This is a genomic window from Tardiphaga sp. 619_E2_N8_4 (assembly GCF_051810905.1).
GTDB classification, from domain to species: domain Bacteria; phylum Pseudomonadota; class Alphaproteobacteria; order Rhizobiales; family Xanthobacteraceae; genus Tardiphaga; species Tardiphaga robiniae.
The window spans coordinates 2,402,562-2,426,715 of record NZ_JBPWQJ010000001.1 but is presented as its reverse complement, the minus strand read 5'-3'; the positions used below and the strand labels follow the sequence as shown (position 1 = coordinate 2,426,715).

Below are 24,154 nucleotides of genomic sequence, written 5' to 3'. Positions count from 1 at the left end.
GTCAACCGCTTCCGACGACCGAGAAAGTTCACTTCGACATGACCTATCCCAACATCGAGCTTTACGTGGACGGACACTGGCGCCGGGCCTCCGGCACGCCGATCATCAATCCCGCCGACGAGAGCGTGCTAGGAACGGTGCCGCATGCGACGAAAGCCGATCTCGACAATGCGCTCGATGCGGCGGTGCGCGGCTTCAATGTTTGGCGCAAGACGGCACCGAACGCGCGCGCGCAAATCATTCTGAAGGCTGCGACGTTGATCCGCTCGCGCGTCGACGAGATGGCGACGGCGATGGTGCTGGAGCAAGGCAAGCCGCTCGATCAGGCGAAGCTCGAAATCCTACGCGGCTGCGAGATCATCGAATGGGATGCAGCCGAAGGCATGCGCATGTATGGCCGCGTGATCCCGGCCGGTCCCGGTCTGCAACACACCGTGTATCGCCAGCCGATCGGCACCGTTGCAGCATTCTCGCCGTGGAATTTCCCAATGAGCTCACCGGCGCGCAAGGTAGCCGGCGCGCTGTCGTCGGGCTGTTCGATCATCCTGAAAGCTTCGGAAGAAACCCCGGCCGGCGCGTTGCAGCTGGTCCGCGCATTCCATGATGCAGGCTTGCCCGCGGGCGTACTCAATCTCGTGTTCGGCGATCCCGCCGAAATCTCCGGCTATCTGGTGCCGCATCAGGCGATCCGGCTTATCACCTTCACCGGCTCGGTGCCGGTCGGCAAACATCTGGCCGCCATGGCCGGTCAGCACATGAAGCCGGCGATCATGGAGCTCGGCGGCCACGGCCCGGTCATCATCTGCGACGACGCCGATCCGGTGACTACCGCAGCAGCATCGGTCGTCACCAAGTCGCGCAATGCGGGCCAGGTCTGCGTCGCGCCGACGCGCTTCTTCGTGCACGAGAAGAACTACGAGATCTTCGCAAAGAGTTTTGCCGAAGGCGCTGCCAAGCTGAAGATCGGCAACGGCATGGATCCGTCGACCCAACTCGGTCCGCTGGCGAATAGCCGTCGTATCGAGGCGATGGAGCGGCTGGTGTCGGATGCGACGGCGCGCGGAGCCCGCGTACTCGCCGGCGGCCAGCGGGTCGGCAATCGCGGCTATTACTTCCCGCTGACCGTGCTGGCGGACGTGCCGGACGATGCATTGGCAATGAACGAGGAGCCGTTCGGTCCGCTCGCTCTCGTCAATCGGGTGCGCGATCTCGACGAAGCCATCGCCAAGGCCAATGCATTGCCGTTCGGCCTTGCCGCCTATGCCTTCACGAAGTCAGCCGACAACGTGCAGCGGATCTCCAACGACGTGGAAACCGGTAATCTCACTATCAACCACTTCGTCGCATCCACAGCGGAGACGCCGTTCGGCGGCGTCAAGGACTCGGGCTATGGCCGCGAAGGCGGTACCGAGGGCCTCGCCTGCTACACGGTGACGAAGAACGTGTCGCATAAATTTGCGTGAGACATTCGGGGGGGCTGGGAATCACTCTGGTTCTTCAAACGACTTTTGAAGAACCAGAGTCGCACGGGTGCAATCTACCGACACGATCTGCTCTCTTGCGAGTGGTTTAAGCGACGGTACCGCTCCCAAAAATACATCGTCCGCGAAGTGGGTCAGTGGCGAGAAGTTGCCATGCAAACGGAAGCTTCGGCGAGCGCCGGGCCTGCGAGTGGGGAAAGGCACTTAACGACGCACTCGCCCGCGAGGACGCCAGCGCGATCAAGGAAACGCTCGGTCAGTTCGCGCGCGATCGCGGCATGAGCCAAGTCTCCAGCGAAACCGGCCTCGCTCGCGAGAGCCTCTATCGATCGCTTGATTCCAAGGGGAATCCCGAGTTCACCACGATCCTGAAGGTACTGTCCTCTATCGGACTGCGTCTTGAGGGAAGCCCGACGAAGGGAAGGCGGAAGCCCAGCCGACCGAGTCCGACGCCGAGCCGCAGCGCGCGTAACAGGCGCCGAGGCGGCAGATAATATAACTGGGTTGCGATCCGGTGCCCCTCGAAGGCAGTAATGTGACTTGACGCCGACGATCAATCTACCGGTTTGATCTCATCCATCTACTTCGAGGAGCAAGGCCGTTCAAGAAAGGCACCCAAGCGTCCTAGCTGATCGACTACTTTTCTGCGACTTTTTCCGGCCGACGAGAAAGTTGAAAACGACCCAAATAGCCTCGTTCCAATTCTGCAAACGAAGAACAACGACGAAGACAGAGAGCTGATATGTCGGGCGATTTTGACTCAAGAGTCAGGGGTTGCGGCAACCTAAACGGAATTCAGACGGGCTGACCCCGACTATTCTTTTGAAAGCGGTGCTAAATGCTGTGTCAGATCCGTAACCAACCGAATGCGCGATTTCTGCGATCGAATGACGCTCTCTTTTCAACGATGCCGCAGCCACCATCATCCGCAAATAGGTCAAGTAATCGAGCGGCGACCTTCCGACAAGTGCTTTGAATTTCAGTGCAAACGCCGTCCGCGACATCCCTATCGTCTGTGCGAGAAGATTGACAGTCCAGCATCGACTTACATCGCCATGCATCAATGATAACGACGCCGCGATCTTCGGCTCTGCAATAGCCGCGAGCCATCCATGAACAAAGTCTCCTTTAGCTATGTAGGCTCTAATTACGTTGACCAAAACAAGAGCAGCGAGGCTGGACGCTGCAGTATCGGCCCCCGTTGCGCACCGCGCATTGCTCTCTATTTTTAGCAGTGACAGCAACGCGCCCAGCGCTTCACATTCATGATTTTTGTTCGCAATGTGAATGATCGGCGGCAGGAAGCCCAGAAGGCGTGCCATCCGGTCATCCGCAAAGGAGAACCTGCCCGCCGTTGCTATGGTGAGTTCACCGGTTTCCCCATATCGAACAATACCGTCGGAACCGATATTTCTATTAAAGATCGAAACGCCATCCATAGGCGCGAGAGCCAAGTCCGACGCCACGCTATAAGATTTGCCATTGGTCAAAAGGTAAAAATCACCCGTCTGAAGTCTTATTGGCTCGTGTTTATCGACCCATACCCAACGACTCCCCGTGACCACCGTGCCGAATTTCATGTGCCGATATGTGGGATAACGTATGGAATACGGCCCGCGCGTTTCGATGCGAGACAACAACACGCTATCGATCCTCATAAGTTCTAAAATGTCAGACAAAGAATCCACGTTTGAACGCTCGCGAGGGTCACATGGAGTTTCGCTTATGGCGAACGCTTTCGGAGAGGACCATACTAATTGCCCTCGAACAACTGGAGTATTGAGATGCAATACGCGACACTTGGCAATACAGGCACCTTCGTATCACGCTTTTGTTTGGGGGCGATGACCTTCGGTGGGACCGACACTCCCGCGGGCAACGCGATTGGGCGATTGAGCCAGGCTGAAACAGACGTCGTTGTAGGCCAGGCTCTCGACGCGGGAATCAATTTTATTGACACCGCCGACGTATACGGCAGCGGGAGCTCAGAAACGCTGCTCGGCCACACATTAAAGAAGCGCCGTCACGATGTCGTGCTTGCCACCAAATTCAGCGGTCGTTCTGGCAAAGGACCAAATCAGGTTGGTCAATCTCGCCTCCATCTCATGAATTCGTTGGAGGCAAGCCTGACCCGTCTTCAAACCGACCATGTCGATCTGTATCAGATACACAATTTTGATCCCCTAACGCCGATCGAAGAAGCGCTTAGGTCCCTGGACGACGCGGTGCGTCAAGGGAAGGTGCGATACATCGGCTGCTCAAATCTGGCGGCATGGCAATTGATGAAGGCACTCGGAATATCGAACAGAGAGCAGCTTTCATCATTTGTTTCCGTACAATCTTTCTATTCGTTAGCGTGCCGTGATGTCGAAGCGGAACTCGTTCCTGCCGTTACTGACGCGAAGTTGGGCTTGCTGTGCTGGAGCCCTCTTGCCGGCGGTCTTTTGTCAGGGAAATTTGATCGTCGTGGCACAACCGATCCTTCCTCGCGTCGAGCAACGATTCAATTCCCACCTGTCGACGAAAGAAAGCTATTCAACGTGATCGATGTTCTTAAAGACGTCGCGCACAAGCATAATTCAAGCCCTGCTCAGATCGCGTTGGCATGGCTGCTGTCGCGTTTATTTGTAACCAGCGTGATAGTGGGAATCAAAACGCGGGAACAGTTGACGGACAATCTCAAGGCCTTCGACATCACATTAACAGACGACGATCAGAAGAAACTGGATGAGGCCAGTTGCTCCCGTGCCCGATATCCTGGATGGATTCAAAGTTACAATGCCAAAGGTCGCGTACCTGCAGGCTTCCCTTTTAACGAAGCCACATGGTCACTCGGCGAACGCCCGATTTAGCGATGCCAGCGCAGATCGTTGTGATGATCTGCCGTATGTCGCATCGACAGACGCCGATTTCAAGATACCTTTACATAAACCGGCGTCGGCGGCTTATTAGAGCCGATCACGTGCGCTTAACACAAGTGGAATGGCGCCTGCTTCCCCGGAACTCGGCAGCTCTCGCTGATTTGCGGACGGAGACTCAGGCGCTACCTATATGCAGCCGCAAGAGAGTGAACACCAGGAGCGGCCTCCAGGCGTTGGCCGGTGTCGATCAATTTAGGCACCGGAAGCAAATCAAGTCGAAAGATCAAGACCCCGCCTTTCGTCCGGTCCTCCGGTAACTCGTTTACCCCGACAAAGATATGCTTGCCGTCGGCGTCGAATATGACTCCCTGCGGCAAGGCGCCGACATAGCGCGCTTCGCCAACTTTCCCAATGCGGCTACGCTCCGAGTCGATACGATAGAGCGTCAGAAGCGCCAATGAGTTGTGGCGTGGATCACCGACTGGCACGCCGGACATTTCGATGTTGCTTGCAACCAGATTTTGACCATCGGGACTGATAGCGAAGCTCTCAGCGCTAATTCCAGTTATGTCGAGATCCGCGACGAAGTTGCGCGGTTGTCCGCCCGTCACCTCGCCAACCCGGATCAGGGTCAACACGCCCTTCTGCGCTCCGCGTGCATCTTCCCCCCAGTTTACGTCGCTTGTCACGTAGTGACGACCATCCGGCGTAAAGCGGCCAGCAAGGGGATATTTATTGGTCAGCACGGGATTGCCGAAGGGACGCACAGCGGTGACGCTACCGTCGACAGCACGGTCTATCGACAAGAATACGATCCGATTCTCATTAGCAATATGCACAGCGATCACATCAGCGGCTGGCGACCACTGGACGAACGCAAAATTATCGAAGCCTGCTTCGACGCCTGGTACGGTGAAACTGCGCGCGGATAACAAGCCTTCGGCACTGATCCCAGCGAATGTAAGTGGATGCAGCGCATCCTTGGATAGGACCACGACGGTGCGCCCATCGCCCGACAGATCCAGGCTACGTGGCTGTAGACCAACCTCAATCTCTGGCAATGCCTTCGGTGCGGCGGGGTCCGCAATGTCGAACGCAAGAAGACGGTTCGACGGCACCAACTGGTTCAGCCGGGTGGCGTCCTTTGGTCGTCGCATGGTTTCCACGACATAGGCACGGCGAGCGTCGCGGCTTAGAACAGCAACACCTGATGGCGAAAAATTGGAATTAGCAGCTTCAATTCGCGTAACAGACCTTTTGTGAGGATTAAGAGGTGAGCGCCAAAGCGTCATCCAATCCTGCCGGGACGGATCGGCGAGCATGCCGGTCGTATAGCTCGTGGCGTCCTGATCACCGTCTGATATGATGGCAATAATATCATTCGCCTGCACCGGCGCTTGCGCGGGACACGATTGCGACCCAAGAGAAGCGAAAAGCATTGCCGCAATGTATAAGCAGGCGTGCATTTTTAGCGTCACGAGACCACGACTCCTATTTCCGATATCGCTAGAATTGTAGTTCATTCATATTCACGGTTTCTGAGTCGAAATAACCAGCCCCTAAAACACCTAGAACAACACGTCGGCGCATGCAGAAGCCGACCCTCAGCACGCCATAGTTTCCTTCCGCGCGGATCAGATCAAGGCATGACAAGAACCGCCTTTAAAACCTTTCCCGACTCGGAGTCGGCAATTGCTTCGTTAATTTTTGAGAACGGATACAAGGTAACAAGCTGATCAAGCGGAAGCAGTCCGCCGCGATAAAATTCCACCATTCGAGGAATGAACGTGTGAATGTCGGAATCCCCCTCGATGACTCCTCGCCAAGAGAGACCAGCACCCGAGATCACGTGCGATGGAACGCAGTACATCGTTCCGCGAGCGGGGGCGGCGAGATGCGCCGACACACCGCGTTTGCGCAGACATGTCGTTGCCTCCATGATCACTGCGGGATTTCCAGTGGTATCCACACTAAAATGCGCCCCCTTCCCGGTGATCGCCCGCACTTGCGCGGAGACGTCGGAGCTTCGACCATCTATCACATGCGTCGCGCCCAACGAACGAGCCATCTCCAGTCGCGAGTCTACGACGTCAATGGCAACGATCTGACTGCACCGGGCGATTCGAGCAGCGATAACAGCTGCCATGCCCACCGCTCCAACCCCGAAAACGGCGATGCCATCGCCCGCCTTTGGCTTGAACACATTCATAACTGTACCCATGCCGGTTTGAATTCCGCAACCGAGTGGCGCCAGCAGTTCGAGCGGAAGGTCCCGATCGACCTTCACTGCGTTTCGCTCTGTCGCTATGGCATGAGTTGCAAATGCGGCCTGTGAAAAAAAGTGTTGTCCAATCGGTTTACCGCTCATTCTTAACGACGATCCGCCGTGACGATGACCAAAGATGTTAATTTCGAGAAAGTCATCGCAATAGGCGGGCATGCAATCCGTACAGTTATCACAATGTCCGCAAGAGCCAAAAGTCATTACAACGCTATCTTCGACCTTTAGGCGCTGGACCCCGCTTCCCACCGCTACAACCGTCCCGGCCCCTTCGTGACCAAGCGTCTGCGGAAATGGAACGGGAAGATGGTTTAGTTTGGCCGCGACGTCGGTATGACAAACGCCGCAAGCCTTCAACTTCACCACCACCTCATCAGGATGAAGGGGAGCCAACTCGCACTCCTCAATACGAAACGGCTGGTTGGATGCGACCGCGATTGCAGCCAGTACTTTCATTTTCGCCTCTATTACGTTTCTGAACCATGTTCACAGCGATTTCGTCTGAACGTAGACCGGTTCAGAACGATCAGCGAGGTTCAAGCGGTATCGCTTATCGAGATTGCGGACGGCGAGCTAATCGCAGACTACAGATCGTCGCTAGCCGTTACCATGTCCGTACTCACTTTAGACGAACAGAGATCGGAAGACTCTTCACTCCGCCAACGAAATTGGACGCCAACCATTCCGGCTTTCCACTCATTGAGATGTGCTCGGTTCTCGCGATTAGCTCCGCGAACAGAGCTCGTATCTCCATCTTTGCGAGCATCTGCCCCAAGCACAAATGAATGCCGTGGCCGAATGCCAAGTGGAAATTCTGGGCGCGGTCCACGCGGAAATTAAATGGATCGTCAAAGATCTCTTCATCATGATTTCCGGACCAGTAACAAAGCATCAAAGAGTCGCCACCCCTGATCTGCTTTCCCCTGATGGAGCAATCTTTCGTCGCTGTTCGGAAGAAATGCTTCACGGGCGTCACCCAGCGAATTCCCTCGTCAACGGCTGAGGAAATGAGGGACGGGTCGTTGCGGAGCTTGTTGAACTCGTCCGGATGCGCGAGAAGGGCCTGCAAGAGGCCGGAAATCGAAGAGCTTGTCGTATCGTGACCGGCAGTTGCGATCAGAAAGTAGTAGGAATTGCGATCGAAATCGCTGATCGGTACGCCATTGACTTTTGCGTCGGCCAGAAGGCTGGCGAGATCATCGGACGGCTTTTGACGGCGACGGTCCGTCAGATCTTTGAAGTAGTCAAAGAAGCTCCTCACCGCGCTGGTGATGTCTTTCTCGGTCGAGTGATTGAACTCGGCATCGGCGCTTCCGAAATGTTCCTGCGTGAGTCGAAGCATGAGCGCTTCGTCTTCTGGGGGGACGCCAAGTATCATCATGATTACACGAAGTGGGTACCATATGGCGATATCTTTGGCGAAGTCGCAAGTATCTCCTTGAGCAACCATGCGGTCCACGAACTCCTTAGCAAGCTTGCTGAGCCCCGTCTCCAGCTCCCGCAACCTTTTCGGCATGAACCACGCCTGCGTGAGCTGGCGATAAACCCGATGATCAGGCTCGTCCATATGAACCAGAGTACGAGCCGCTTGCCGGGTACCCGTTACACGAATAACCTGCTCCTCTTGAGCAATCGTACGCAGAAGTGTCCGTGGAGCAGAAGCGAAAAGCGCCGCATCTTTCTCGAGCGCGAGAATATCTGAATGCTTGCTGATCGCCCAGAATGGACGGCACCCTTCAGGAGATGCCCATTGTACAGGAGCGTCACGTCTTATAGTGCGGAAAAGGTCGTGATATAATTGCGGGTTGGCATAATTTCGCGCGTCCGCAATTGCGTTACCAACGATCGTAGCGTCCATTGTATCCTCCTTTAGCTCGTCACTTTTCGTGACTTATTCAACGTCTTGTCCTGCGCTCTCTTCCACTTTCAATTACGCCATGTCCGCCGCGCTCTTACATCTAGGAAGACGCGCGGTTTCGGGATTAGAAAGAGGTTATAGAAGTGGCATCTGCTTCGGCACGTCCACGCGAATAGGATCGGCCTCGCTAATTTCGGCGGTCAATGCGGCTAACTTCGCCTTTCTCAAATAAAGTTTCCCCTGCATGATAAGGCGTGCCGTACGTTGAAAAAGCACCTCCTGCACGACGATGCCTGAGGCAGTCTCGCCGACAGCAGCTTTCATTCGCATGGTACCGGATGGGTGCGCGAGCACGACCTCACCCTTTTTCTGATCGACGCGGCGGCTGCGCTGTCTGATCTCGTCGACGATCGTTCCGGGAATAAGAGCCGCCGTGGCGGTGCAGGATGCGCCCGTCCCCATAAATGCACGGTGCATGACCGGCGTCGATGCGCCGACGACGCGGACAGCAACATCGAAACTGTCGCCGCGAACGGTCGTACCCATGAATGAAGTATAGTCCACCGGATCGGAAACAATCACAGGCCATGGCGTCAGCTTGCCGTAACCCATGCCCAGCAACTTCTGGGCCGCGCGCTTCAAGGCGAAAAAGCGCGGGGCCATCTCCGGCCCACGGTCCGGCAGTTCGATTCCCGCATAGCCCAAATCGCGTGCGCGCACGAACACGCACATGTTTGCAAGATCCACAATCGAACACTCGATCTCGCCAACGCCTTCGACGGTGACGCGATCAATCCTGTTGCCGGTCGGAAGCACGCCACCTCCGAGCGACGCGCCTACAGTCTGCGAGAAATCAATGCTGATCGGCGCTCCGGTGTCGGGGACCCCCGTCACTTCAAGCGCTCCTTCAACCGGGATACCTTCCGTTCCGAACGGGACGTCGATGCGCACCATCTTGCGGGTGTTGGTCTGATACACTCGCACACGCGTGACCGGCGCCGTCGGCTTGACCAGGCCGGCAAGAATCGCGTGAACGCCGACACTCGCGGTCAGATTCCCGCAATTAATGTCCCAGAAAACCGTCTTCTCCTTGATGCCGACCTGCGCGAATGTGTAGGTGACATCCACATCGGGATGCGTGCTGCGCCCTAGAATGCAGCATTTGCTGGTTGTCGTGTCAGCTCCGCCGATGCCGTCGATCTGACGGGCATCTCCTGAGCCAAACAATGCCAGCAGATAAGGCCCCCATAGACTCCGATCGGAAGGCAAGTCATCTTCGAGAAGATAGACCCCCTTGCTGGTGCCGCCGCGGATGATGCTTGCCGGAATTTCGATCAGGTCTTTCATGGGTGCCTCCGGTTCTAGGAACCCTGCCCTGGATTTTTACCGCCCGTGGTGAACACGTTCATTCCCTTGTTCCAAGCGCCTTGACGCTTGAGCTCCTGGTTGATGAACAGGCCGTAGTCGAATGCTTCGGGCAGATTGCCGGCGAGATGCGGCATCACCACCATCGCCTTCTTGGACCATTCGAGCGTCGTGGCATCGAACTGGGCAACCTTTCGCGCTAGCTTCAGGCTCGCTTCGGCAAGCTGCTCGGCAGGCACCGATTGGTTCACCATGCCCCATGCTTCGGCTGTCTTGCCGTCGATTCGCTCGGCCGTGAAAATCATGTAAGCGGCATGCTTGTGTGCGATGCGGAACTGGGCGGCTGGCCCGGCAAGACCGGGATATTGCCCAAACCCCATTTCCGGCATTCCGATCTCGGCTGTATCGGCCGCAATTGCCAGATCACACACATTGATCAACGTGCTGCCCCCGCCGAGTGCGAAGCCATTCACCGAGGCGATGATGACTGCCGGATGGCTCATGATCTCGTTCTGCACCGCTTTCCAGCTGGTGGTGCGCAGTTGGTAAGATTTATGATTGTCGGGCGTCGGCAGACCGTCGCTCTGCTCCGCGAAACGCTCCTTGAGATCAATTCCCGCACAGAAAGACGGACCGTTTCCGGTCAGAATGATTGCGCGCGCGCGGCCACGACACGCGGACAGCGTTTCGATTAATTCCGTACGCAGCGCCTGACTCATGGCATTTCGCTGCTTGACACGATTGAGCGTGAGGCGGGCAACACCGTCTTCGAGATGCTCAACGATGACGAGCGGTTCTCTGTATTGTTCACTCATGATGCGATCCTGAATTTTGGAATAGAGATTTCGGCGTCGATGGAATGAAATTCGACTGTGAGACGCTGACCGCAGGCTAGACTGTCGATCGGGCCAGTCAGCGTGCTCATCATCATCGGCCCCTCATCCAGAGCGACAAAGGCGACGACATATGGCAACTCGTCCTGAAAGGCGGAGAAGTATCGCTGATGCATGACGATCCAGGACCAAAGCACGCCCTTGCCGCTCACATCGACCCATTCCAGATCGTCATTCAAGGTCTTCGGGTCGACTGATGACGGCGGAAAAACATGGCCTCCCGAGCCGCGCGCGCGTTGCACACGCAAGACACCCTGGCAGCAGCCCTCCCAGAACGGACGATTGAGGTCGTCGACTTCCGGCATGAGCTTTTGATAGGCAATCCTGTCCATGCTCAATCTCCAACGAACAGATGCGAGGTTACGATCGGCGCCGCGCAGATATATTGAGCGGTGTTGCAATCCTTGACCTGGCGCCCGCCACCTTCGCCGCGCACCTGGCGAACCGCTTCAACATGCAGCGCCCATCCCTGCATGTAGCTCTCGCTAGTATGGCCACCCGACGTGTTGATTGGCAGCGACCCGTCATAGGCAGTTCCGTTCTCTTTGAGATAGGCCCATCCCTCGCCTTGCGGGGCCACGCCAAATCCTTCGAGCGAAAACAGCGTTACTGGCGTGAAATTGTCGTAGATCTGAAGGCAATCCACATCCTTCGCGGCGAGGCCGGACTGGTTTCGAATGTCGCCGGCCACATGCGCGCAGGCATGATGGAAAAAATCCGTGCTTGTGTAGAAGTTGGTCAATTCGCCCATGCTGGACATCGCGGCTATCCGCACCGGCCGTTTCGCGAGATCGCGCGCACGCTCCATCGTTGTCAGGATCATTGCGACTGCACCGTCATTAATCAGGCAATAGTCTAACAGGCGAAGCGGCTCAGCAATGAAACGCGAGTTGAGATAAGTCGCTGTATCGATCTCATTCCGCATCACTGCGACCGGATTATGCGCCGCGTTGCGGCGGCTACTGATCGCCAACGACGCCAAAGCGTCGTCTGGCGCACCGTAGAGATGCGTATAACGGCGATACATCATTGCGACATAGGCGCCAGGCGACGTCATGCCATACATCTCGTCATAGGCTGCCGCACCCCCACTCGCATCGCCGCCATACTTGCGGCTTTGCGAGCGACCGACATTGGCGTAGACGCATGCGACAACGTCTGCCGCACCGCTGGCCACCAGCCGCGCGCCATATTGCACGGCGATTCCGCTCATGCGGCCAGCGCCGTCGAACGCGTTGACCACCTTCGGATATTTGATGCCGAGGACATCGCCCATGCGCTGATAGCCGATACGAGACACCAACAGACCATCAATTTCCGACTTGTCGATGCCGCAATCATTGAGCGCCTGCCGCATCGCATGTGCGCCCAATGCATAAGGATCCTGACGCACACCCTTCTGGCGGTAAAGCGCACCGAAGTCCGACTGGCCAACGCCAACGATCGCGACGTCTCTTCCCTGCATGTTTCCTCCACCGGTTCTGAGTCGATCGGCGCCTTGCTCAGCACCTGAATTCGCTCGTTTCGACACGAACCACCTCCTCAACAATGTGATTGCGGAGCGCTTTCGGGACAATGGACGCAGAAGCGCATTTATTGTACTTTTGGTAGAAATATCCGAGAGACCGTTGTCATGTTATGGCCAGCTAGCGAGCGACCGCAGGGCGATCCCGTTCCGCTCTATTATCTATACGGAGAGGCCCCGGACGATCGAACGAGCCGGTCCGTTCATATCGAAAAAATTCCGCTGCGTAGCAAACTATACGATTGGACAATCGGCGCGCACATTCATCCCGCCCATCACCAGCTATTGTTGCTGTCCTCAGGCCGAGCATCGGTGATACTGGATGATCAGCGCAAGGTCATTACCCCGCTATCGGTCGTCGTCATCCCCGCCGAAACGGTGCACGGTTTCGATTTCGAGGAAGGAACTGATGGCTATGTCCTGACAGTCGCCAAGCTCTTCATCGACGAAGCCGTCGAAGGCGACATTCAGCTCGCGCAAATATTTTCCGGACCGGGTTTCTGCGTCGGTGATGACCTAGCGAACAAGCTGCTGGTCGACCTCGAAGCGCTATCCTACGAAATGATCGGTGCCGAGCCCGGTCGGCGGATCGCGATCAAGCTGCATATTCAGCGTATTCTAATCGCCTTGGCTCGGCACAGCGGGCATGGGCGCGGCGCCGGCGAAGTTGCGCGATCGCGAAGCGCTGTGATCGTGGCGCGTTATCGCCGTCTCATCGAACAATCGTTCCGGAAACACACGTCTTTGGACGTCTATGCAGAACAACTTGGTGTTTCGGTAGCCTATTTGAATGTTGCCTGCCGAACTATCATGGCGCGCTCGGCGCAGTCGCTCGTCCATGATCGGACAATGATAGAAGCCAAGCGCGCGCTTCTTTATACGGCGATGACCGTGGCGGAGGTGGCCGCATCTCTCGGCTTCCGCGACCCCGCTTACTTCAATCGCTTCTTCTCCCGGCGTGCCGGCATGTCGCCCGGTTGCTATCGCCAGGTCGGACGCCTCGGCAACTGACCACGACGAGGGAACGGCCGCCACGCCAAACAATAGATACGCCTATTGTAGGCGCCTCGCGTCCCCGGCCGTCATGCCCAACAGCGCCGAAACCATGAGAAGGGCGTTGAAGACAAGACCGACCGGAAGGCCGCCGCCGACATCGATAAGCACGCCAAGCAGGATCGGGCCGATGACGAATCCAAAGTCGCCAGCGGTTCGAAACAGCCCAAAGGCCATGGCAAAACTATCCGTCTCGACCGCCTCGCTCACCAGAACACCGAGGGACGATGCGCCAAATCCACCGCCAATGCCCAACAGAACGAGACTCGACCAGAACACGGATTCGATCTGACCAAAGGCAATCCCGAACAAGGCAACGGCAATCAGCAGCAACGATACTTGCGACACACGATGCGCACCGACACGGTCGATCAACGCGCCGACCATCGGCAGAACCGCAAAATTGCAGAAGCTAACGACCGTCAGCGCGACGCCGATACTCCCGAGCTCGAAATGAAAGCGTTGATGCGCGACCAATGGCACGGCCATGAACTGCGCAGCAGAGCGCGTATAGAACAAGTTCAGATTGCCATAGCATGCGAGCAGCAAGGCCGGTCGGCGTAGCGCGATTGAAAAATGCGAATGCGCTGCGTCGACTCGAACAGCGACAGCCCCTTTCTTCGCCGTTGCCGCCGCAAGAACGAAGCCGGTCGCGCAGAGTGCCGCATAAAGCCAGAACGGCGCGGAGAAGCCGAACTGGCTGACCACCACCCCGCCAATGATCGGACCGGAGCCCGTTCCGAACAAAAGTGCCGCCTGATAGAGCGCCATCACTCGCCCACGCTCTCCACGGTCGGCCAGTATCGCGATTATCGCCGTCGATGCCGTCATATAGATTCCGGATCCGACGCCCTGCACAAACCGCCAGACCAGAAGCGTCACAAAATTGGAAGCGAGTGCAGCGCCGGCACAGCCGACGATCAGGATCGCCGGCCCGCTCAGCAACACCAGGCGACCGTCCCATCGCTGTGCCAGCAAGCCAGCCGGAAGATTGGCACATAGCCGCCCGACGCCGAAGAAGGTCACGACCAGACCGACAAGGGCCGCCGATACCGAGAAGCTCGCAGCATAGAACGGCAAGCTCGGAGCCACGATGCCGTTGCCGGCCATCACCAATACCACGACGCCAAGCAGCGCGCCGATCTGCGGATGATGTCGTATCGGCGACGCGAAATCGAGGGCAGCAGACAACAACCTGCTCCGCCTCAGATTACGGCTCCTCAACAGGTCTGTATGCGCCTCAGGCTCAGTCATGCGGGACGTATTGCTGCCCAGGCCGCTCCGCGATCTCGGCAAGGAACCGCCCCGTCACATAACCGAAGGTCATGATCGGACCGAGGGTGATACCCGCGCCGGGATAGTTTCCGCCCATGATACTGGCGCGGTCGTTGCCGACCGCGAAGAGTCCAGGAATAGGCTTGCCGTCGGCAGACAGAACCTCACCATGCAGGCTGGTGGTCAGGCCATCGAATGTGCCGAGATCACCCATCACGATCTTCAGCGCATAAAAGGGTCCAACGCCGATCGGCTTCACATTCGGATTGGGGCGATTGTCGGGATCGCCCAGAAACCGATTGAACGCCGTCGTGCCGCGACCGAATTCGGGATCAGTCCCATTCTCGGCGAACTTGTTATAGTGCTGCACGGTAGCTTGGAGCTGACCTGCATTTATGCCGATCTGTGCCGCAAGTGCCGCCAAATTTGGTGCCGACTGCAAATATCGATTGCGGACATAGAGCGATACGGGAACAGGGCTCGGTTTCGCAAAGCCGAGGCCATACTTGCGAATGGTCTTGTGATCGCAGATCAGCCACGCCGCCGTCTCCGCCTGCCCGGCACAGGCCGCGATCAACGCTGCACCGACATCGTGATAGGAATTGGCCTCGTTGGTAAAGCGCTTGCCGTTGGACAGCACGGCAATCACGCCAGGCTTGTATCGATCCACAAGATGCGGAAAAGCGCCATAGCGTCCATTGCCTAGCGGCACTTTCGAAACAGGCATCCATGCAGCTGCGGCGGGAAACCGGATATCGAAACGTCCGCCTGTGGCCGTGGCCAAAGCAATGCCGTCGCCCGTATTGCCTTCCGGCGTTGGTGAGAAATGCTCACCGCCGCGCGCGACATGAGGATAAGCCGCACGGATCCGCGCTGCATCATGGGGAAAACCGCCCGCCGCCAGAACCACGCCGATCCGAGCGTAGATGTCTCTGGACTTGCCGTCCTGGACAACGCGTGCACCAATGACGCGCTCGTTGTCCTTCAGCAGTTCAACAGCCGGCGTTCCAGTCAGAATCGGGATTCCCAGATCGAATGCCGATTTGGCAAGTCGAGCAACGAGAGCATTCCCACTGGTCACTTGCACGCCACGCCCATGGAGGATCAGATCCTTCACATGGCTGACAAGTCTTCGCGCCACGTAAAGGGCTGACGTCACCGATCGGGTCGCGGTGAAAAAGTGCTTCAGATCGGAATTGGACGAATTGAACATCATGCCGATAAAGGTGATCGTTTTCAGCGGAGGCCGTAGCCGCTTGAACTCAGGGCCGAGCTTGCTGGCGTCATAGGCGGTGGCTGTCAGCGACCGTCCGATATCGACACCGCCATCAACATTGGGATGATAGTCGGGATAAAGCGACGGCGTGAACTTCACCTCGGTTTCGCGCTCGAAGAAATCGAGCATCTCGGGTCCATGATTGAGAAACGTCTCGACCGCCGCGTCATCGTAATAATTGCCGAGTTCATTCCGGAGATATGTGCGGATCTTCTCCGGACTGTCGCTGGTCTGTCCGGGCTTGAAGTGATGGTTGCCGGGAATCCAGACCACACCGCCCGAGTAAGCGGTAGTTCCGCCGAACACGGCCTCTTTCTCGATCACGACGACGTTGAGCCCGCGCTCGCGGGCAACGATAGCCGTCGATAGTCCGCCTGCGCCCGAGCCGATCACCAACACGTCGCACCGATCGAACGCCTTTAAACCGTCGTTTGCGATCATTTTCCCAGTTTTTTCGGGCTCGTCCATGTCCATCCCACGCTAGCATCAAGCAGAACTTGCAATTCATCTGGCGAATTGTCAATTCAAAATCTTGACAGACCTGGAAGCCGATCCTAGCGTCCGGACCATCGATGCGATCGATGGGCATTTTCCAACAAGCTCATCGATCGGCCGCATGCGCGGTATGCAGCCTGCGGCATCGGTAAGGAGGTGCGCATGACGAGAATCGATATGACCAGGAGTGAAAGGCGCGAAAGCGCCGAGTTCCCCTGTCTTCCCATTCCCACTGTCTGCTTTGCAGAAGCCGAAGGACAGCGCTCGCAGGACGGACGATGACGACGGCAAAACCTCATTCGCCTCGCCTTCGCATTGTGGAGATCGCGCAAGGCATCGCAGGACCTGCGCTTGGGCGGATCTATGCCGCTCTCGGTCATGACGTCATCAAATGCGAGCCGCCTAAGGGCGATTTCGCCCGCGCCCATGTGCCCACGGACGACCAGGGGCGCGGCTTCGGCTTTGCCGCCCGCAATGCCGGCAAATCGAGCGTTGTCATCGATCTTGATATTGAGGCGGGGCGCCAATCCCTCGCCGCTCTGCTCGATACGAGCGACGTCCTGATCACAGATCTTGCACATAACGATGCCCAGCGGCTCGGTTTAGATCCTGCAGAGCTCAAGCGTCGTTGGCCTGCCTTGATCGTCGTATCCTTCACCCTCTACGGGGCAACATCCGAACGGATCGGAGGCGAGAACTGCCTCCTTGCCGAAGCCTATGGCGGCTTGACCACCATGATCGGCGAGCCGATGGAAAAGCCTCTGAGCTTGGGCGGATCGCAGTCGGCCTTCGCAGCCGCCTATTCAGGATGGCTCGGCACCTCCATCGCGCTTTTGAACCGCAACCACCGCGGATGCGGCGACTTCATCGACATCGCGTTATGCGACGTCGCCGCTTACATCGACTGGAAGAGCGACGTGGCCTTTTTCAGCACAGGGCGGACACCGCACCGCATCGGCGCCTCCGCCGATCGCTGGCGCATGATCCGGGCATCGGATGGCTGGGTCGGCGTGATCTACCAATCACATCAATGGCCCGCTTTGGTTTCGCTAATCGGCGATCTGGCACTGAACAGTGAGCACCTTGCGAAAGAGGCTTATCGCAAGCAACATCCTGAAGAGTGGTGGCCCCTCATCGAACGATGGGCTGCACAACATCCGAAAATCGAGATCTACGAGCGCGCGCAAAAGCTCGGCCTCCCGTTTGGCTTCTGCGCCGACGCGCGCGATCTGTTTGAATCGCAACAGCTCACAGAGCGCGGCTTCATCATGCCGCGACCGGTCGATAGTGATTGGGCAAAATCCCCGATCCTCGGCCCATTGTTTCGAAGCGCGGCCATTTCCTGGATCAATGGCACTCCGCCGCAACTGGGCGAACACAACCATCGACTCGCCGAGCTGACAAATGCTGCCCCCGTCGCGAAGGGAAAGAGAAACAGCAAGCCTCTGGATGCACCGTTGGCAGGAAAGCTCGTGCTGGATTTCGGGACGATCACCGCCGGTGCCGCCACTTCGCGGCTATTGGCCGACTATGGGGCAACGGTCATCAAGATCGAAGCGCCCGATCGCCCAGATTCATTCCGCCGCTGGACGCTTGCGGTGGAGAACAGCAGCGCTTCCGCGCAGTCGCCGCTTTTTGAATCCAACAATGCGGGAAAACTCGGCGTGACGCTCGACCTCAAAACGGCTGAGGGCGCGGCATCGCTGCGGAAGCTTGCCGAGAAGGCCGACATCGTGGTGGAGAATTTCCGGGTCGGCGTCACCGAACGCCTCGGCATCGACTACGAGTCAATCCGGAAGATCAACCCGCGCATTCTCTATCTTTCGCTGTCGAGTCAAGGGCAAGACGGCCCCGAAGCCCGCAGAAGCTCCTATGGATCGACGCTCGATCTGCTGTCCGGCCTCGCTTCCGTGACCGGATATAGTTCCGAACGGCCGCTGTGGTCGTCGTCCGAAGTGAATTTCCCGGATCAGATCGTCGCCGTGATCGGCGCAGCCCTCGTCTCATATTGCGTCAGTATGGGGATCAAAGGCACGCAACTCGATGTTTCCCAACGCGAGGTCACAGCCTGGGCGTTCGCGGATGCCATAGCCGATTACGCAGCGAACGGAATCGTCGCCGGTCCGACTGGCAATCGGCGTACCGGCTTTGCGCCGAACGATATCTATCCCTGCCGATACGGCGACTGGTTTGCGATCAGCTGCGCGACCGACGCCCAGCGCGAGGCGCTCGCTCAGCTAATCGGCTGGACAACTGTTGAAGCCTACACCGCCGACTGCTGGATACAGCACGCAGACGAGGCTGACAGGCAGATCGAACGTTGGACGAGCGGCTTTACGCAGGATGAACTCGATGACTACCTCTCGAGCGCTGGCATCCCAGGGGCCCCGGTGCAAACCGCCAGGCAGCGAACCCAGCAGCCGCGCTTTACAGCACGTCAGGTGTTCTTGCCGACAGAACTTCGTTTAAAGGGCTACCCGATCCTCCTCGCTGGCTATACGCCCCCACTGCCAAAGCCAGCGCCCGGTCTTGGAGAACACAATGCGGAGCTGCTCTGATCATTCAGAGCAATGCAGCAGAAAGGCCTTCTAACACAAAAACAGCCGGCCCGTTTCAGCGGGCCGGCCTTGTATTTACTGATCTTGACAAGAAAGGCCCACAGATAAATCAGCAGGACTGACCATCCCGATCAATCGAACGGTAGACCAACATAGTTCTCTGCGAGAACAATCCGAGCTGCCTTCGACGACCGGATATATTCGAGCTCAGCGGTCTGGATGCGCCGATCGAATGCGTTCCGATCAGGAAAGCGATGCGTCAGGCTCGTCAGCCACCACGAAAAACGCTCCGCCTGCCACACGCGCCCAAGCGCGCGCTGAGAATAGCCGGCCAGCACCTCCGTCGTATTCTCTTGATAAAAGACCCTCAGCGCTTCGCTGAGGAAATAGACGTCCGATGCCGCAAGGTTGAGACCCTTGGCGCCGGTCGGCGGAACGATATGGGCGGCATCGCCGGTGAGAAACAGGCGTCCATAGCTCATCGGCTCGGAGACGAAGCTGCGCAGCGGCGCGATACTTTTTTCAATGGATGGACCGCGTGTAATCCGCCGCGCCGCTTTATCACCGAGCCGCACCGCTAGTTCATCCCAGATGCGCTCGTCCGGCCAATCGTTGAGCTTTTCATCCACCGAGCATTGGACGTAATACCGGCTGCGCGTCGGCGAGCGCATACTCGCCAATGCAAAGCCGCGCTCATGATTCGAATAGATCAACTCGTCATCGCAGGGCGGAACATCGGCAAGAATGCCGAGCCAACCGAACGGATAGACACGCTCGAAAGTCTTGCGGCAGTGGTCGGGAATGGCTGGCCGGCTGGGGCCGTGAAAGCCATCACAGCCTGCGATAAAGTCGCAATCGATACGTGTATCTCGCCCGCCCTGCGTGAAGCGGAGATAAGGCGTTTCGGTCTTGAGGTCCCCAAGTTCGATGACCGAAGCTTCGAAAAGAATCTGCGTGCCGCGACTGAGTGCGAGATCGATCAAATCCTTGGTCACCTCGGTCTGACCGTAGACGGTGACTTGCGAACCACCGGTCAGCGCGCGCATATTGACATGAAATGTCTCCCCATTGACGGCGAGATGAATGCCATCATGCGGTAAGCCATCTCGCCGCAGGCGCTCCGCCGCCCCGACCCGTTCTAGCAACGAGACCGTGCCAGGCTCTAATATGCCCGCTCGAATCCGGCGCTCCACATAGTCGCGCGATTGGCGCTCGATTACGACGCTTTCAATGCCATAACAGTACAGCAGTTGAGAGAGCAGAAGCCCTGCCGGTCCCGCACCGATTATCGCAACCTTGCTACGCAAACCAAAACCCTCGCTAATATGAACGTGAAGTGATGCCAAGTAATCGCACTGTCGGAAGTTAGTTTACCGATAGACGCGAAACAGCTGGCGTTGGATTATTACTAGATAAGAAAAGATCGATCGTGTTTCACCACGATCGATCAAGTTACGGCTCGCGGATTGAGTCGATCATCACTCCAGCTCGCCGAAACATTCTCGGCGGTCGGAGTGTGGTTGATCTCTTATCCGCTAACCGTGGGAGATTGTGGCATGGCCGACACGAGATGGTCTTGCTTATATGTCTGGTCGCCAGTTGCGCGACCGACAAGGAACAGTACGAAGCTCCCGATTCCGCATACAAATCCGAGAACGCTGATTGCATAGCTGAGCGCAAACGGGGAATTTGGCCATGCGTTCGCAATCAACGGTGCCACGGCGGGCCCGATCGTAAAGCCAAGCAGGTTATACGCCCATAGCGTCAGCGCCGTGAGGCGTCCACGCATGAGCGGCGGGCCATATTTCTGCAAAACCAAAGGATTTATTGACACCAGCGATGCCATACAGAAGTTAGCAACGCTCATGCCGAGCAACAGTAACGTTAAAGAGGTACTGATGGGTGCGAAGCCCATTGCGAAAAGTCCGACGCCGAATGCAGCGCAAAGGCTGAACATGATCCCTCGGTCATCACCACGTTTCTCACGGAAGGACGCCAGCCAGGGCCAGAAGAACGACCCAGTTGATGCCGCGACGACTCCGACGGTTCCGAGCAAGTATGACGCTTCGCTGATGCTCAACCCATGGGCTCGAGAGATGACAGTTGGCAGCCACACGATCTCGCCGAACAGGAATGTGCACCCAAGGGCCACCGCAAGATAATACGGCAGAAAGAACGACCAGCGGCCACGCAGGAATTTACAGAACGCCGCAAAATCGACAGACGTTGGCAGCGAACCGTTCGCGTTGAGCACCCTCTTCGGTTCGCTCACCGCAAGTAGGAACAACAATCCGAACATCAGGCTTGGAACGCCCACTACAATAAATGTCAGTCGCCATGGAACGAGACCGATGTCTGTCCAGATACTACCGGGAACGGCAATACTGCCAGCCAGTGCGAAGGCCAGTCCGCCGACGGCGATCGCGCCTTTAGCCATCGTCGCTGCGGTCGCTGAGAATACGGCCACAGGCATAGAACGACGGTCAGGCGGAAACAAATCGCCGATCAACGACACGGCCGCGGGCGCGATGACAGCCTCACCGAGCGCGAGGCCGGCGCGGGTCACGATCAACATGGCAAAGTTCGGCGCAAACGCCGCCGCTATGGTCATGACGCTCCAGAGCACGACGCCGCCAGTTACTATTAATCGCCGATCATACCGATCGACAAGACTTCCCACCGGCAGCGCTCCTATTGCGTAGACGACCGTAAATCCGAGTCCAAACAACATTCCAATCTGAGTCTGAGTAACACCCATCTCTCGTCCGATCGGTTCGACAAGAAGAACCAAAACGAAGCGATCGATGAACGAAAATGCATATAGTATCGACAGCATCACAACCGTTATCCAGGCGTGAGTGTAATTGCGCTCTGCAGTCACTGTTTCTCTCCCATCAAATTATCATTTTCAGTTATCTGACGCTACGCGGGCAACACCTCAGTACGAATAGTTGCTCGCATCACCTGCATTTCTGTTAGTCAGCCTGCGCCGGCCAACTTCTGATCAATCCGCTGCATTGATTGCGATAAATTCGCCGATGCTTCGTCACGCGTGCGAAAGACCGTAACTACCCCAATTGTCGAGCACCTTCTTTTGAACAGTCTCCGAGTAATTCTCGAAATTCGACGGCTGGGGCGCGCTATCGCCATTCGCATCAGGCGTAAGACACGTGCAGACCTGCTTTTTTACGGTCTTTCGGCTGCGTTCCTCGTCCGTAAGGAACGGCACTAGCAAATTGATCTGTCCGGGCTCGAAGATGAACGTCCCAGTGTCTGGATGACACCGGGTGGCATAGGCCCAGATCAATTGCTGTAGGTCGCCGGGATCGACGTCGTCGTTCAAGATCCAGATGCGCGGTGTCACGCGCCCCACACGATGCGCGTTCACAACCTCGTGGATTCGTCGCCCGAGTTCTTCACTCGACGTAATTCCCATCTTGCTGCGCCAGTCGTGCGGCACTGTAACGGCCAGAAGATGCATGGCGGCTTGCGGCACCATCACCGCCGTCGTCGCCGAGATGCCGGCCTCGCGCAACAACGCCAGCGCATAAGCGCCGTATGGAACGCCCTGAACCATCGTCACTTCTTCGACGGGCACGCCGGTCAAGCAAATTGGATAGATTGGGTCATTGCGGTGGGTGATCGCGGTGACATGGTAGACCGGCTGCTCCTTCGTTCGCTTTGCGGCGACATAGCCAGGATATTCATCGAAGGGTCCCTCAGGTGCCATTTCCGACACGGACAGCACGCCTTCCAACACAATCTCGGCATCCGCCGGCACCTCGATATCGACGGTCTGTGCCTCAACCACATCCAGCGGCTTGCCGCAGATGCCACCAAACCGAGCCCCCTCATTGACCTCCGCATCGAGCGGCATGCCAGCGAGGTACATCAGGCCGGGCGGCACACCAAAGCAAAGCGCGAATGGCATGTCCTTTCCGATGTTCTTCCATTCCTGCCAGATCATCCCGATATGTTGGGTCGGCACGAGCAGACCGGTCATCCGCTTCTCGTCGATCTGCATGATCCGCGTGATCGACCAATTGGTCCAGCGACCATCCGGCGTTTTGGCAATGATCATGCCGTAGGTGCCAATATAGCGGCCACCGTCGCCGGGATGTAAAAGCGGCACCGGCAGCATGTCTAGATTGACGTCATCACCGACAAATACATTCTCCTGGCACGCGCCCTCGGCGAGAAGACGCGGCTTCACGTCTTTTGCACCGCGCACTTGCGCCAGTTGCTCGACGATCTCCGTCAGACGCGCATCTGCAGGGAGCCCGAGAGCAGTGGCCGTTCGTACATAAGGATGTTTGTCCTTGTCGCTTAATCCAGCCATCGCGCCCAGGACACGGAAGCCTGGCCGACCGGGTATCGACGAGAACAGCGGCGCCGGCGCCTTCACTTCATAGACACGTCGAATGACCGCCGGTAACTCACCATCGAGTTCGACCTCTTGCTTGACGAACGCGAGTTCGTCTAGCTCTTTCAGCTGATTTAGATGTTCGCGGAAGCTTGGAAGGGTCATTGATCGACCTCCTCGTTGACATGTGAAAGATCTTGGTGGACATCCGATGCGACATACGAGCGCCCGATCGTCAGCTCTTCACCCCAGCGCTTAAGGCGTCCGGGCTCAAGGTCGAACATGTCCAGCACACGAAAGACTGTGTGCATGACCATGTCTTCGATCGATCGAGGCTTCGCATAAAACGCAGGAACGGGCGGCATGACTATCGCGCCCGCTTCCGTCGCCAACTGCATATTGCGAATGTGGATCAAGCTAAACGGCGTCTCCCGCAGCAGCAGAATAAGACGGCGCCGCTCTTTCAGAACGACGTCAGCTGCCCGAGTCAGGAGCGTGGTGGTCACTCCCGTGGCGACTTCCGCCAGCGACCGAACGGAACACGGCGCAATAACCATTCCGAGCGTATGAAACGAGCCGCTGGAGATTGAAGCGGTCATGTCCCCAATCGGATGGCTGACAGTCGCCAGCGCATGAAATTCGGCGCGTGAAATTTCCATTTCATGCGCGCGCGTGATCTCGGCCGCGCGCGACACCACTAGGTGCGTTTCGACATGTATTTCGCGCAGGCATTCAAGCAAGCGAACAGCGTAAATGATGCCGCTGGCACCACTGACACCAACAATCAGCCGCTTCGGACGTGTCGCATTCTGTGTATTCATGAGCGCGCGCCTGTTCTGATGCAAAAAGCTAAACCAATGAGATCGCTCA

At 57.3% G+C, this 24,154-nt stretch carries 19 protein-coding genes; 5 read left to right on the top strand and 14 right to left on the bottom strand.

Annotated elements, in window-relative coordinates:
* The first annotated feature begins 38 nt into the window (after positions 1-38).
* Together AB8A23_RS11560 and AB8A23_RS11555 are read left to right on the top strand one after the other, a co-directional pair.
* The gene (locus AB8A23_RS11560; protein WP_439059679.1) at positions 39-1,463 is read left to right on the top strand and encodes an NAD-dependent succinate-semialdehyde dehydrogenase; all 1,425 of its coding nucleotides are present in this window, start codon (positions 39-41) and stop codon (positions 1,461-1,463) included.
* 155 nt (positions 1,464-1,618) lie between these two features.
* The gene (locus tag AB8A23_RS11555; RefSeq protein ID WP_439059680.1) at positions 1,619-1,975 is read left to right on the top strand and encodes an addiction module antidote protein; all 357 of its coding nucleotides are present in this window, start codon (positions 1,619-1,621) and stop codon (positions 1,973-1,975) included.
* Between the two features lie 273 nt (positions 1,976-2,248).
* Here the strand turns inward: AB8A23_RS11555 and AB8A23_RS11550 are convergent, their stop codons facing one another.
* Positions 2,249-3,169, bottom strand: coding sequence for an AraC family transcriptional regulator (locus AB8A23_RS11550; protein ID WP_439059681.1), 921 nt, complete (start codon positions 3,167-3,169; stop codon positions 2,249-2,251).
* Positions 3,170-3,265: 96 nt separating this feature from the next.
* Here AB8A23_RS11550 and AB8A23_RS11545 point away from each other — a divergent pair, with 96 nt between their 5' ends.
* Positions 3,266-4,333, top strand: a complete 1,068-nt coding sequence (locus AB8A23_RS11545) for an aldo/keto reductase (RefSeq protein ID WP_439059682.1) — start codon at positions 3,266-3,268, stop codon at positions 4,331-4,333.
* Between the two features lie 191 nt (positions 4,334-4,524).
* On the opposite strand, the gene AB8A23_RS11540 is transcribed toward AB8A23_RS11545, so the two are convergent.
* The 7 genes from AB8A23_RS11540 to AB8A23_RS11510 form a co-directional block, all read right to left on the bottom strand.
* Entirely contained in the window at positions 4,525-5,865 is a 1,341-nt protein-coding gene (locus AB8A23_RS11540; RefSeq protein ID WP_439059683.1) for a hypothetical protein, read from the bottom strand.
* A gap of 116 nt (positions 5,866-5,981) precedes the next feature.
* On the bottom strand, positions 5,982-7,079 hold the full coding sequence (locus tag AB8A23_RS11535) for an NAD(P)-dependent alcohol dehydrogenase (RefSeq protein ID WP_439059684.1): 1,098 nt from the start codon (positions 7,077-7,079) through the stop codon (positions 5,982-5,984).
* A gap of 163 nt (positions 7,080-7,242) precedes the next feature.
* A complete protein-coding gene (locus AB8A23_RS11530; RefSeq protein WP_439059685.1) occupies positions 7,243-8,481 on the bottom strand; it encodes a cytochrome P450 in 1,239 nt (412 codons plus the stop codon).
* Positions 8,482-8,616: 135 nt separating this feature from the next.
* Positions 8,617-9,828, bottom strand: a complete 1,212-nt coding sequence (locus AB8A23_RS11525) for a PrpF domain-containing protein (protein WP_439059686.1) — start codon at positions 9,826-9,828, stop codon at positions 8,617-8,619.
* Between the two features lie 14 nt (positions 9,829-9,842).
* Positions 9,843-10,661, bottom strand: coding sequence for an enoyl-CoA hydratase/isomerase family protein (locus AB8A23_RS11520; RefSeq protein ID WP_439059687.1), 819 nt, complete (start codon positions 10,659-10,661; stop codon positions 9,843-9,845).
* Positions 10,658-11,071: a Zn-ribbon domain-containing OB-fold protein gene (locus AB8A23_RS11515; protein WP_439059688.1), complete on the bottom strand. Its 414-nt coding sequence runs from the start codon at positions 11,069-11,071 to the stop codon at positions 10,658-10,660. Before AB8A23_RS11515 ends, AB8A23_RS11520 begins: the two co-directional genes overlap by 4 nt.
* Before the next feature lie 2 nt (positions 11,072-11,073).
* Entirely contained in the window at positions 11,074-12,204 is a 1,131-nt protein-coding gene (locus AB8A23_RS11510; RefSeq protein WP_439059689.1) for a thiolase family protein, read from the bottom strand.
* Positions 12,205-12,372: 168 nt separating this feature from the next.
* On the opposite strand from AB8A23_RS11510, the gene AB8A23_RS11505 reads away from it, so the two are divergent.
* Entirely contained in the window at positions 12,373-13,275 is a 903-nt protein-coding gene (locus AB8A23_RS11505; protein ID WP_439059690.1) for a helix-turn-helix domain-containing protein, read from the top strand.
* 42 nt (positions 13,276-13,317) lie between these two features.
* On the opposite strand, the gene AB8A23_RS11500 is transcribed toward AB8A23_RS11505, so the two are convergent.
* Positions 13,318-14,508, bottom strand: a complete 1,191-nt coding sequence (locus tag AB8A23_RS11500) for an MFS transporter (protein WP_439059691.1) — start codon at positions 14,506-14,508, stop codon at positions 13,318-13,320.
* A gap of 55 nt (positions 14,509-14,563) precedes the next feature.
* A complete protein-coding gene (locus AB8A23_RS11495) occupies positions 14,564-16,309 on the bottom strand; it encodes an FAD-dependent oxidoreductase (protein ID WP_439059692.1) in 1,746 nt (581 codons plus the stop codon).
* Positions 16,310-16,641: 332 nt separating this feature from the next.
* On the opposite strand from AB8A23_RS11495, the gene AB8A23_RS11490 reads away from it, so the two are divergent.
* Complete coding sequence (locus tag AB8A23_RS11490) at positions 16,642-18,921, top strand: CoA transferase (protein ID WP_439059693.1); 2,280 nt, start codon at positions 16,642-16,644, stop codon at positions 18,919-18,921.
* 131 nt (positions 18,922-19,052) lie between these two features.
* Here the strand turns inward: AB8A23_RS11490 and pobA are convergent, their stop codons facing one another.
* The 4 genes from pobA to AB8A23_RS11470 all read right to left on the bottom strand — a co-directional run bounded on the left by pobA (position 19,053) and on the right by AB8A23_RS11470 (position 24,105).
* Positions 19,053-20,228, bottom strand: a complete 1,176-nt coding sequence (pobA, locus tag AB8A23_RS11485; RefSeq protein WP_439059694.1) for a 4-hydroxybenzoate 3-monooxygenase — start codon at positions 20,226-20,228, stop codon at positions 19,053-19,055.
* A 221-nt stretch (positions 20,229-20,449) separates the two neighbouring features.
* Positions 20,450-21,802, bottom strand: coding sequence for an MFS transporter (locus AB8A23_RS11480; protein ID WP_439059695.1), 1,353 nt, complete (start codon positions 21,800-21,802; stop codon positions 20,450-20,452).
* 165 nt (positions 21,803-21,967) lie between these two features.
* Positions 21,968-23,449, bottom strand: a complete 1,482-nt coding sequence (locus tag AB8A23_RS11475; protein ID WP_439059696.1) for a UbiD family decarboxylase — start codon at positions 23,447-23,449, stop codon at positions 21,968-21,970.
* Positions 23,446-24,105 carry a UbiX family flavin prenyltransferase gene (locus AB8A23_RS11470; RefSeq protein WP_439059697.1) on the bottom strand — a complete coding sequence of 220 codons (660 nt, stop codon included), beginning with the start codon at positions 24,103-24,105 and terminating at the stop codon, positions 23,446-23,448. The genes AB8A23_RS11475 and AB8A23_RS11470 overlap by 4 nt, the downstream gene beginning before the upstream one ends.
* Between the last annotated feature and the right edge of the window lie 49 nt (positions 24,106-24,154).